Raw genomic sequence first — 11834 nt, forward strand, 5'->3', positions numbered from 1 at the left:
TGTTTTTTCTCGTAAAAATCATTACAATAGAAGTATGAAAGTTACGTTAATTCCAGATCGTTGCATCGCCTGCGGTCTCTGTCAGACCTATTCTGAATTATTCGATTACCATGACAATGGCATCGTCAAATTTTCTGAAGAGGACGACCTCCTTGAAAAGGAAGTTCCTGTCACAAACGATGTTCTCGAGGCCATCAAAGAATGCCCCACTCATGCTCTCTTAAAAGATTAAGAGAGCTTTTTTATTTATCTGCATAATACATCTCGTAATAATCCACATGGATAAAGTTGTCCGTCAAGACCACTTCTCCTTTGAAAGATGAATTTAAGGCAAGTGCATTGATAAAGTATTTTTTCGGCCATTTGCGCATGCAGAAAGTCCGACTACGCGAACCATCATTAAAAATGAGCTTGATCGACTTCTTATTCACTTCTATCTTTTCAATCGAGTCAATCTTCACCCTGATTGGAGTAAAAGGATTGGCTGTAATAATCCGTAAGATCCCATCCTCATAGATGGTGAAGTAGCGATGGACCCCAATCGCAAGCAAGACCATAAATAAAAAGAAGGAAAACAAAACTAGCGTTGGAACACTAGAGCTCTCATACATCAAAGCCAGTCCAATAAAGACCGGAATCACTGCAATGGACCAATAGGTCACAAGAATTGATAGGTCCGGCTGCCAATGATAATGGACCTTTCCAAATATCTTAATCATGAGCATACCCCCATCTAATAGTTTAGCATAAAAAACAAAAAAAAGGGAGCCAGACAGCCAAAATCACAAAGATTTTTAACTGCTAGCGCTCCTTTTATTTGGATTTATTGGTTGGGACTTTAAAGAAGTCTTTAGAAAGGTAACCTTTCCCACTAATCAGGTCATATTCAACCATTTTTAAATCATCCGCAATCTCTAAGGCTTCTCCTTCTAAAGCCTTTTTATCGATACTAGCTTTTTTCAAAACTTCAGTCAACAAAGCATAATAAGGTGAAACTTTTGAATTGGTCTGTTCAAAGACCATAGCAGAGAAATCGCTTGAATTAACCAAAGGATAATTTAACTTCGGTGCATCAAAATTACTCCAAATGAAATAGTCTGTCTGGTACTGACCTTCTGGGTTGTTCTTAAAGGCTGACTCCGGATAGAGCCCCGGCAAGTGATCTCCATAGAATACCACTGTAATTTTCTTATCTATTTTAGAAAGACTTTCCAGGAAGGATTGGGTAGCGGTGTCTGTTTGAGCAAGCAAACGACTATAGAAAGTCAGTTTTGAATTTTCTTCGTCACTAAATCCTTTACCTTTTGCATCCAGAGTTTCTGGATTGGCTTCTAACCACGGGGTGTGGTTTTGCATGGTCATCACTGAAAAGAATTGTCCGGTTTTATCATTTAAGTTGTCTAAAACAATATTATAGGTGGATTCGTCACTCGGACTAATCCCTTCTTTTCTATATTTGATTCCTTTTGTATCGGTCGTAATGAAATCTTTGAAATCCAAGCGGGAATAAACGATATCCCGTGAATAATTCGATTTACCTGCCAAGTGAACAGCAATCTTATTCTGTTTTGAGTAGGTATTACTGATAGAAGGAACATCATGAATTTTAGGAAGGACTTCCGTATACAAGACCGAAACGGTTTGGGATAAATTGTAGAAAGGTAATCCAGTCAGCGTCTGGAACTCCATATTTGCAGTTCCGCCCCCATAACCATCCGATTGCATTTGCCCACTCGTATGTGTCTTCATGATGTTCTCAATATTGGGGATCGGATTCTGCGTCAGTTCTACTCCCTCAACTTTTCTAGGGTCAGAAAAACTCTCACTCAGAATATAGATGACCGTTTGATCGTTTAAGTAGTTGCTTCTCCCCTTATTCATCACATTTGACAAGTTGGTATATTTTTGAGCTATTTTTTCAAGACGTTCTTTTGAGTAGCCTTCCGGTTTTGGAACCACCTCCGTCGTTAATTGATTCATCCAAACATAGGACAAGCCCTTATAACGAGCATTGGTCGTATTTCCTAACCAGTTAATATCTTGGTAATTGTTGAGTGTACTAATAATTGGTACTTGGGCCTTGATCTTCCCGTTTTCTTTATCACTAAATACCCCATTGACACCCTTAAAACAAAGGAGCATCAAGACAATCCCTCCAACTTGAATTTTCCAGGAGGAAATAATTCGTCCCTTAAAGAAGTATTTCTTCCCAACAATCAGGATACAAAGAAGAAAAACCACTAATAAAAAGATATAAAATAGTTGCGCCTTGTCAATAAAGCTTAAAAGCGTCATTGGTTTGGTCAACCAGGTTAAATCACTCGGTAAAACAGGTTCATTCCGCATTCCAAACTTAATAGAATTTGCGACCACAAAAGCTATGGAAACAATGGAAATGAGACAGGTAGCGATCCAATATTGATTTATACACAGATAAACAAGGATGAAGCTCGCTGTCAGGATCAGGATCTGAAATAAGATGGCATCGGGAATTGTGAAATGAACTCCTAAGAATGGTTCTGTTCGCCCTAAACTGAATTGAATGAAGTAATTCAATACAATTGCAATGGTGGTACTAGTGAAGAACACCAAAGAAAAGCTCGGTTTGTTCTTGACTAAATCTCGTTGGCCTTTGGTATATAAAAATCCAAACAAGGAAATCAACGGGAATAGAATGTATAAGAATTCGTTGGTTAACCAGAATTGCTGAGCTGAGTATTTACCGATTTCTAAGGACTTATACAAAAAATTATCTGTCCTATAAATAAGGGTGGAAAAATTTTTGTCTGTTACAATAAAGGTAATTAAAAGTTGTGACAAGACTAGATACTGGTAGTTCTCTCCAATCTCTTCTTCTCCTTTTTTCCTAGTAGGTAACTTATCATAATGCTGGCGTAATAAAACCAGGCCACCTGTTAGAACAAAGAGGAGGAAAATAACAAGAAAGGAGTCTGTTCTAAAAAATGGATTCTTAGCAAAATTCCAAACCTTGTATTTGGGATTATTCAGGTAGATCGTTATTTCCGTCAAATAAGACAGTGTATTGTAGACCAAATAACTGACAATCAGTTTTAAAGGGAACCACTTTTTAAAATTAAACTGAGACAATATGGGAATCAGTAGCAGAAAACTAATTCCAAATAGAAGTCCTAAAGAATTAACATACTGAAGAACCGTTCCAGTCGCTTTATTGTGGACCGCAAGATTATTTTGGGCCAGATAAAAATTAAAAAGGGAAAACAGAACGAAAGTAACCCCATAATACCACTGGGTTTTCGAAACTTTTGATAAAGCTGAAAAAATAAATTCTTTAAAATTAAACTCTTTTTTCCGTTTCATTATTTCACTTTCTTAATGATTCTTTTCACTATATATTTCACAGCTCTGGCTGGCCCAATCACGATATACTTCAAGGCTCCTTTAATTCCACCGATTTGATTAAAGTCCACGAAGGTATGTGGTTGGAGATCCTCCCGATTGTTCAACTGCTTATTATCGATAAATGGTGTGAGAACATGTGGGTTTTGGGAGATCCTAAAGTCATACTTTTGATCCCAAGCAATATAGACCAACAAACGTTCGATCGCATGAAGAATTGAATTCTGTGGTAAGGGTTCAGCTGGTACATCTGCTGCTGTCAAATTCAAATCAAAGAGTGGTTTCAAAGCATCGTATTTAAACCAAACAAAGGTCCCATAACTCATAACAAAAGTATTGAGATTTTTGAAATCAATTGTCTTGGTAGCATTCATCTGTTCCCAGAGCTTGTTCATCTCTGGTGAAATGAGGGCTTCATTCCAGGCAACGACTATTCGATTGTAACGGAAGAAGGTTGGAATATCGGCGATGGTGATTCCGACTTTTGGATTGGCCTCCATATTACCAAGGATTTGATCCGCTGGCTTCACCAGCATCTCAATCAATTCTTTGCGCCAAGATTCACCCGCCCAAAAATCTGCTTCTTTGGATTTCTTGGTATGAAAATGGCCGACATAATCATAGTGAGAGAGTTCCTCTTTTAAGAGGAGCATTGGTAACACATCTCGTCCAATGTTTCCAGTCACCACTACCGTCGCATCTTGTGCTCGATTGGAAAGAATTTGCTCAATAGCCTGCTTCTTCTCTTCTACATCCGTCGTGATCCACAAATCGTAAGAGAACTGAAAGGCTTGAAAAGCATCTAGAAATTCTTCCAAGAGGTCCACATAAAAGACATGGAGATGAACCGCAACTTTTTTACCGAAATCTCCAGCCAATTCTTGGTTTTTCAAGTACTTACGCGATAACAAATACGGATAGTCCGGACGATCAATCATAGACATGTGGTTGAGAATCAAATCTAATGGATAGTCTGATATACGTTCTAATTCGTCAAAAATGTAAGGCATGATTCCTTCATTATTGGCAATGGTTTTGACTTTGATAAAAGGAACCTTATGATTGAGAATCGCTGTAGGATTGTAGTATGAAAAGTCCGGATAGAGCATCCCTGTTGTGTCTTCATGGATGGTATCAAAAACAGTTTTATAGCGAAAACCAGCATCCAAGAAATTCGTTGTGACCTTGGTTTCATAGTTATCAATCACATCTTGAACATTGGTGAAGTCTTGAACCCCCTGCCAAAATTCTAGAAAGGCGCTTGATGTCAGCACCTGTTTTTTAAAATTGAGATAATAACTTTGAATATGCTCGTTAAAATCCTTGTCTTTCCGGTAATTGGTCATCCCCCAGAAATCCACTTCAGCATCATTTTCGAACTGTTGATAGATTGGTTCTAGATCCCAAAGAGGTCCAAAGCAGGTATCATTCATGAGGGTAACCGAATCAAAATGAGCCAGATGGTCAAAGCCGACCGTCTGCATTCCATCCCGCCAAGCAGCGAAGTCAAAGCCACTATTCTGACGTTCTAGAATATCATCCACCAACTGTTGGGAAGACAAATGATCCTTCACATCGTCTGGTAGCTGACTATTAGAGATAAAGACCACCCGCGAATACAAGGGGCGAATTTTTTCTAATTGGTAGAGTACATGCCCACTGATAAAATTAAACTTATTGTAGTGAACATATAAAAGTAAACGTTGCATATTATTTCCTTATTCTTAAGAATTTCAAGATCTTTGTTGGAATGGTCCAACGGCGAGAATGGATGACGGAATTGTATTCATGAGATAATTTTTTATGATTCTCATGTAAGTTGAATAGGTGTCTGCTAAATTCTTCGTCACTTTCTTTTTCATAGGAGAATTGAAATTGATTACCTGAACTATTCGAAAGATCAAAAAGAATATGTGGGTGGGTATTAAAGAAAACCAAAACATTCTCGAAATCAATTCCATTTGAAGTTACAAGAGGAATTTCTCTTTGATCCTCCAATGCAATCAATGACAATCTTTTATAGGATCCCGGAAATTCTGAAAGTAATATTTTTAGACTCTTTTCATTTTCAAGCTGAAAGATAATGGAGCCTTTATTTTCCATTCTCTCTTTGATTATTTCATGGTAAGCTGAATGGAGCCCATCATTAGAAGCTGAAACTACCACTTGAGATTTACCAATCACTTCGATATCACGATTCTTGTATTTCATCCCCAAAAATCGATCATACTTAGAGGATAGCTTTTGGTTCACAATTGGTGTTTCTACTTCAATGTTATCTTTAAAAATAGCATAGATCGTCTTAAGATTATATTTCTTTCGAGCGCGTTCTTGATCCAGTAATTGTTTTTCTTTATAGCTATCAAAATGATCAATCACTGTAGCCATTTGTTTACTTAGCAAATCTTTATCCCCTAGTGGATATAAATTCCCAGATTCTAAAAATTTACTCGAAGACAAATGACCTAAATTATTAGAAATGATTGTCGGAACACCATTTAAGACTGATTCCACAAATACCAAAGAAAATGTTTCTAATGTAGCAGGCAAGACGAGGATATCTTTATCTGTCACCAAGGACCATGGATCCGAGTGAAACCCAACAAACGTCACACGATCTAGATGATGCGTTTGAATATAGGCATCCATCAACTTTTTGTACTGCTCATCCCATCCTCCGATAAAGACCAGTTCGATCTCCTTCCGATTTAAGTGATTATAGGCTTCGAGCAACTCAAGCTGATTTTTTCGTTCGTTAATTCCACCGATTGATACAAAACGAGAAATGGCAGAATTCTTGAGCGGACGCTCTTGAACTTCTGTATAGGGAATAAACGGAATCAATTTATCAGTCGTAAAATAATTCGTAAGAGTGTGATACAATTCCCCTTCGACTACAAAAATTTTATCAGACAAATCATCAATTAAGGGAATTAGGTCCTTATAATAGCCAAACTCACCAAAAGGGAATTCATGAATAATATAAATATGTCTCACCTTTTCACATGCAGCTGCCATAGCTCCCTGAAACACATTTACTGTATTCGAAATAACCAGTTCAATCTGTTCATTCTGAATGATTTCTCTTACTTCATCAATATTCTTTTGTTGAGAAGCTTGAATTTCTAAATCCGAAATATCCAGTGTTTTAGACTCAGGCCACCACCACTGATTCGTTTTTAACTGAAATAGTTTAATCCCAGTGGTATCCATATGACGGAGGTAGTCTTTATCGATATGTGGAGCATTATCCGGTATTACATTGTAAACTTCATGACCTTGCTGAACCAACAATTTCATCAGGTTCACAATCGATACTTCTGCTCCACTAAATATAGCTCCAACAGGAGAAACAAATAAAATTTTCATAGCCTACACCAAAGGTATTATTCCCACTTGCCTTGACGGATTAACAATCCAGTAGAAGAATCCAACTCTGAACGATTGGTCCGATCAACAACCCGATCAATTGAAAAGACTGGAGGGTTCGTTGTCGACAATATTGCTAAGTTTTCTTGATTTTCGTCTCTTAAAAATGCTACTAATCTTAATTTCACATGATTAAAGTACGGTAGTTTACATTTATAGGTGATTTTTTTAGATCCGACACCAGATAATGGAATATCCATGGAATTATCGTTATAAAGCCCATTCCCAGTAGAAATATCAACAAATGAAAAGGCTATATGAGGATTCACAGAATCATCTAATAAATCAAATGAAAACTCAATAACAACCTCATCATCAGGAGTTACTTTCTTAGGAGAAAGCAATCTAGCTGCAAAATCTTTAACTTCCGCTGTGACCAAGCCCTCATCTTCATTTCCATTAGGATGGGAGCTCGATTCCAAATTGTCAAAACTATATTGATCAGAAACATCAAAGGGATCACCAATGGCCTTCACTAAACCATTTTCAATCAAAACGGCCTTGTTACAATACTTCTTGACGGCTCCCATATCATGGGTAACCAGGATAGTGGTTTTCCCTGACTTCTTCCGCTCTTGGAAGTAATCGTTACACTTGCGCTGGAAGGCTTCGTCTCCTACTGCAAGGACCTCGTCCAAAATCAAGATATCCCCTTGGGCCTTAATGGCGACCGAAAAGGCCAGACGAACCTGCATCCCTGAAGAGTAGTTTTTGAGCTTCTGGTTCATGAAGTCATGCAACTCAGCAAAGTCTACGATGTCATCATACATGGCATCAATTTCAGCTGTTGAGAAGCCCAGCATGGCACCGTTCATATAGACATTTTCTCGACCAGTCAGTTCAGGGTTGAAACCGACGCCAAGCTCGATAAAGGATACCAACTTCCCATCGATGGTGACGGAACCTTTTTCCGGCACATAGATTTCAGAAATGATTTTTAAGAGGGTTGATTTTCCAGAACCATTTCGACCGAGGATCCCGAAAAAGTCTCCTTTTTCTACTTCAAAAGAAATATCCTTAAGAACGTGCTGTTCTTTGTAGCCTTTGATCCCTTTGAAGCGATTGACCAGGGCAGTTCGAAGACTATTGGTTGCTTCTGTTGGCAACTTAAAGTACTTGCTGACATGGTCTACTTTTACTGCAATTTCTTTATCTGTCATTAGAGAATCTCCGCAAATTTCTTAGCATGTTTGTTAAAGTAAGCAAAGCCAGCGATAAAAATAAGAATTGGCAAGACATAAGGAATCAGTACCAAGAACTTATTCTCCACCAAAAGCCAGACTGGGGTGTTGGCCTTATCAATCAAGAAATAACGCATGTCTTGAATAATTTGAGCCAAGGGATTCATCATGACCAACTTAGCAGCCCATGGATTGCGATCTGCAATAAAGGTAATCGGGTAGATAATTGGCGTTGCATACAATCCGGCTTGCAAGAGCACTTCCCAGACTTGTCCAAGATCGCGGAAACGAACAAAAAATGTCGCTAAGATCAAAGCGCATCCTGTCGCCATCAAGAATAACTCAAAGAATAGCGGAATGACCATCAAGGCTGTCCAAGAAAATGTCACCCCATTAAAGAATGAAAAAATCAAGACCACAACCAGGTTAATGACAAAGTTAATCGCTGCTCCTGAAATTGCGGACAAGACAATGATGTGTTTGGAGAAGTTCAACTTCCGCAACAAGTCGCCTCGACTAACAATCGACACCATCCCCATGGAAGTTGCTTCTGAGAAGAAGCCCCAAATTACATTGGCCAACAAGAGGGCAACTGGGAAATGGGGCACATCTCCACCCAAGCGTAAAAATCGGATGAAGACAATATACATAATACTAAAGGTCATCAAGGGCTTTAAAATCGACCAAAGATAACCAATTGCTGATCCTTGGTAGCGTAATTTAAAGTCTGTTTTAATTAACTCTCGTAATAAAATTCGATTTTTCTGACTTAAAACGTCAAACATTATTTTTTACCTCGATATGCAAACTTTGTCAGAATCAAGCTAGTAAACACAAAGGTGTGAAAGGCTCGGTTCTTACGGTAACCATACTGACGAATCCGTCTCAAACGTTCTCTTAGCGGTACGTCCATGATGGTCACAAAGTTTTCAATGATTTCTTTATTTTGGGGGCTGACTGGCAGATCCAATAGATTTTTTGCTTGTTCTTGACTGGATTCAATAAGCTTCCAATATTTAGCAAAAAGAATATGAGGGCGAACCCAGTTTTTAACCCGTTTTCTAAGGGTACGAGCCCCAAGAACGTTGCTACTGTGCTGACGGTACAATTCTGTCGGCTGATCAATATAAATGAGCTTTCCAAAGCTAGCTACCAACAATGCTAGGTACCAATCATGCATGAGAAGCGCATGCTTTTCTTGACCTGTCCATAAGTCAGCCAGGGCATGATTAATCATGGCTACTCCGCCAGTTACTGTATTTTCTGTCAATTCTTGAATCAGTTCCGTATTGGCATGATCAGACTGGGTGCGAATCATACTTTCGTGCTGCACATTCAAGTTTTCATCAACCACTTTTAAATCCGTGTAGACCAGCAAAGGCACTTCCTGAGGATGCTTGGATGCTGCTTCCACTTGTAGGGCAATCTTTTCAGGAAGCCAGACATCATCTTGGTCACTAAAACAATAAAGATCAGCCTTTTCATATTTTAAGAGTGTGTGAAAACTCTTGATAACACCGAGATTTTCGATAGCTTCTTGGTTGATAAAGCGAATGCGCTCATCCTGGGCTACCAACTCTTGAATGATCTCCACCGTACCATCTGTCGACCCATCATCTCGGATCAAGAGTTGCCAATCCTGATAAGTCTGGTCTTGGATACTTTTGACCTGCTCTTTTAGATACTGTTCACCATTATAGGTGGACAACAAGATATTTACTTTCATGATAAGAATAATTCCTCGTATTCACCTACAATTTTTTCCCAGGTAAAGTTTTGCTTCATATTGTCCTTGGCACGTTGACCCCATTCAGATACATCTTCTAAAGGATCTATCTGGTCAATCAAATACGCCAAATTTCCAGTTTCTTTAGTCCAATATTGAGCCGAATCCTTTGCAACCGTTTGGTTAAAGGAGACTCCTAATACTAAATTCAGATCCGTCTGAGCGAGAGCCTCTAGAAGACCTGGATTGGTTCCACCCACTTCATGACCATGGATATAGGCAAAGGCTTCTTTACGGATATACTTCAAGAGGTCTTGGTCATAAACCGTTCCTACAAACTTAATACGAGGATCCTGATCAAAGCCTGTTCGAGTTCGAAGCTCTTCAAAATAGGGATTGCCTTCATGGTTACAAATGATCACCAAATCCCGATTGGTAGAAGAGGCCATAAATTCACGAATGGCAGTCTCATAATTATTTTCTGGGACAAAGCGACCCAAGATCAAATAATAGTTCTTCTCTTGTGTCTGCCACTTGTGATAGAGTTCTCTGACCTTCCTATCCTGACTGGTCAGGTTGGTCGAAGACAAGTCAGTTCCATAGGCAATATAGGTCGTCTTGGACCAAGGGTAGGCTTCCTTGATATAGGACTCAATACCAGGGTTGTCAGAAATTACCAAATCCGCATGGCGCGTCATGATCTTTTCAGAATACTTGAGATAGGCTTGAATCGGTTTGGCCCACTTGGCCCTCTTCCACTCCAGTCCATCTGGATTGATATAGAATTTCCCACCCATCTTATGAATCTTATGCGCAAAGGGTGCTACGAAGGCCCCAATCGTATTTCCCAAAACATAAAAAATAGGTTTTTCAATTCCCTGCTTTTTAATGATCTTCAAGGCATAGTTGATGGCCATCATATCATAGGCGATGACACGCGCAGGCCCAAGCTTGGGGGCTTTAATCGTAAAACAATCGACACCCTTATAATCAAAATGATGATAGGCTTGATCATTAGAAAGGCAAGCAACATGGTACTGAATATCTGGAGACACTTGATGCGTCACCAATTGGTCAACAAAAGTCTCAAAACCGCCGTATTGAGCCGGAAGCCCACGACTTCCGATAATAAAAACGTGTTGCATAATATTCCCTTTCTAATAATTTACAGTCTACTCAATTATACCATTTTCTAGGCTTTTTGCCTAATCCAAACAGAAAAGCGACCCTAGGGTCGCTTCTCTTTACACTTATTTCACTTCTTGTTTATAGAACTCTTTCAAGGCATCTTGCCAAGTTGGAATAACGAATCCTGTAGCTTTCGCTTTTGCCAAGCTCATCGTTGAGTTAAGCGGACGTTTTGCCTTAGCAGGGAATTGGCTGGAATCAACTGGCTTCACTTCTACATCCGTATCTTTGAGGATCTCAACTGCAAAGTCATACCAGGTTGTATCTTCTTTTGCATCGTTAGACAAGTGGTAATAACCAAATTCTTTACGATTTTCAGCCAAATAAGTCATGAACTCAGCAAGAGTACGTGTCCAGGTTGGACGACCATGTTGGTCGTTGACGACTGTAAGTGTTTTATGAGTCTTGGCAAGGTTTTGCATGGTGAAGACAAAGTTCTTACCGTAGTTCCCGAAGACCCAAGCTGTACGGATGATGTAGAAGTTCGAAACATGCTTCTCAACCAATTCTTCTCCCATACGTTTTGTACGGCCGTACTCTGTTTGGGGATCTGGTTGATCGTCTACTTCCCATTCTTGCCCCACTGGTTTTTTCCCATCAAAAACGTAGTCGGTTGAGATATAAACCAAAGTTGCACCATGTTTTTCAGACGCTTTTGCTACATTTTCCGTACCGGTCACGTTGATGGCATAGTCCAACTCTTTTCCTTCATCTTCAGCAGCATCAACAGCTGTGTAAGCAGCACAGTGATATACCAAGGTTGGTTTTACTTCCGCAAATACCTCGTCAACTTTCTCTGCATTTGTGATGTCCATTTCAGCTACATCGACAGCTACATATTCTTCATTTCGTTCATCTAACAAATGGCGAAGCTCTGTTCCAAGTTGACCATTTGCTCCTGTAATTAAAATCATGTTACGTTCCTTTCGAAT

The 11834-nt window shown here is 39.2% G+C and carries 10 protein-coding genes; 1 reads left to right on the forward strand and 9 read right to left on the reverse strand.

The features are described 5' to 3' along the window. Window positions 1–34 precede the first annotated feature (34 nt). On the forward strand, window positions 35–232 hold the full coding sequence (locus QM968_RS02435) for a ferredoxin (protein WP_414381958.1): 198 nt from the start codon (window positions 35–37) through the stop codon (window positions 230–232). Window positions 233–242: 10 nt separating this feature from the next. On the opposite strand, the gene QM968_RS02440 is transcribed toward QM968_RS02435, so the two are convergent. From QM968_RS02440 to rfbD, 9 genes are all read right to left on the reverse strand, one after another. Continuing rightward, window positions 243–719, reverse strand: a complete 477-nt coding sequence (locus QM968_RS02440; protein ID WP_009732691.1) for an EbsA family protein — start codon at window positions 717–719, stop codon at window positions 243–245. A 94-nt stretch (window positions 720–813) separates the two neighbouring features. After that, a complete protein-coding gene (locus tag QM968_RS02445; RefSeq protein ID WP_414381960.1) occupies window positions 814–3339 on the reverse strand; it encodes an LTA synthase family protein in 2526 nt (841 codons plus the stop codon). Next, a complete protein-coding gene (locus tag QM968_RS02450; protein WP_009732689.1) occupies window positions 3339–5087 on the reverse strand; it encodes a rhamnan synthesis F family protein in 1749 nt (582 codons plus the stop codon). The genes QM968_RS02445 and QM968_RS02450 overlap by 1 nt, the downstream gene beginning before the upstream one ends. Before the next feature lies 1 nt (window position 5088). Continuing rightward, on the reverse strand, window positions 5089–6747 hold the full coding sequence (locus QM968_RS02455; protein ID WP_414381963.1) for a glycosyltransferase family 4 protein: 1659 nt from the start codon (window positions 6745–6747) through the stop codon (window positions 5089–5091). A gap of 17 nt (window positions 6748–6764) precedes the next feature. After that, the gene (locus QM968_RS02460) at window positions 6765–7967 is read right to left on the reverse strand and encodes an ABC transporter ATP-binding protein (RefSeq protein ID WP_414381966.1); all 1203 of its coding nucleotides are present in this window, start codon (window positions 7965–7967) and stop codon (window positions 6765–6767) included. Beyond that, window positions 7967–8773, reverse strand: a complete 807-nt coding sequence (locus QM968_RS02465; protein WP_414325299.1) for an ABC transporter permease — start codon at window positions 8771–8773, stop codon at window positions 7967–7969. The genes QM968_RS02460 and QM968_RS02465 overlap by 1 nt, the downstream gene beginning before the upstream one ends. Next, on the reverse strand, window positions 8773–9714 hold the full coding sequence (locus tag QM968_RS02470; protein WP_414381969.1) for a glycosyltransferase family 2 protein: 942 nt from the start codon (window positions 9712–9714) through the stop codon (window positions 8773–8775). The genes QM968_RS02465 and QM968_RS02470 overlap by 1 nt, the downstream gene beginning before the upstream one ends. Then, window positions 9711–10859 (reverse strand): beta 1-4 rhamnosyltransferase Cps2T, encoded by a 1149-nt coding sequence (gene cps2T / locus QM968_RS02475; protein ID WP_414381971.1) that lies wholly within the window; start codon window positions 10857–10859, stop codon window positions 9711–9713. Before cps2T ends, QM968_RS02470 begins: the two co-directional genes overlap by 4 nt. A 105-nt stretch (window positions 10860–10964) precedes the next feature. Next, the gene (gene rfbD / locus QM968_RS02480) at window positions 10965–11816 is read right to left on the reverse strand and encodes a dTDP-4-dehydrorhamnose reductase (protein ID WP_414381974.1); all 852 of its coding nucleotides are present in this window, start codon (window positions 11814–11816) and stop codon (window positions 10965–10967) included. Window positions 11817–11834 lie beyond the last annotated feature (18 nt).

Source organism: Streptococcus sp. OMI870 (assembly GCF_047460295.1).
In the GTDB taxonomy this organism is placed as follows: domain Bacteria; phylum Bacillota; class Bacilli; order Lactobacillales; family Streptococcaceae; genus Streptococcus.

Excerpts from the sequence above, each read along its gene's own strand:
- QM968_RS02435 (WP_414381958.1), top strand. The coding sequence starts at position 35 with ATGAAAGTTACGTTAATTCCAGATCGTTGCATCGCCTGCGGTCTCTGT.
- QM968_RS02455 (WP_414381963.1), bottom strand. The coding sequence starts at position 6,747 with ATGAAAATTTTATTTGTTTCTCCTGTTGGAGCTATATTTAGTGGAGCA.
- QM968_RS02465 (WP_414325299.1), bottom strand. The coding sequence starts at position 8,773 with ATGTTTGACGTTTTAAGTCAGAAAAATCGAATTTTATTACGAGAGTTA.
- QM968_RS02450 (WP_009732689.1), bottom strand. The coding sequence starts at position 5,087 with ATGCAACGTTTACTTTTATATGTTCACTACAATAAGTTTAATTTTATC.
- QM968_RS02460 (WP_414381966.1), bottom strand. The coding sequence starts at position 7,967 with ATGACAGATAAAGAAATTGCAGTAAAAGTAGACCATGTCAGCAAGTAC.
- QM968_RS02470 (WP_414381969.1), bottom strand. The coding sequence starts at position 9,714 with ATGAAAGTAAATATCTTGTTGTCCACCTATAATGGTGAACAGTATCTA.
- rfbD (WP_414381974.1), bottom strand. The coding sequence starts at position 11,816 with ATGATTTTAATTACAGGAGCAAATGGTCAACTTGGAACAGAGCTTCGC.
- QM968_RS02440 (WP_009732691.1), bottom strand. The coding sequence starts at position 719 with ATGATTAAGATATTTGGAAAGGTCCATTATCATTGGCAGCCGGACCTA.
- cps2T (WP_414381971.1), bottom strand. The coding sequence starts at position 10,859 with ATGCAACACGTTTTTATTATCGGAAGTCGTGGGCTTCCGGCTCAATAC.
- QM968_RS02445 (WP_414381960.1), bottom strand. The coding sequence starts at position 3,339 with ATGAAACGGAAAAAAGAGTTTAATTTTAAAGAATTTATTTTTTCAGCT.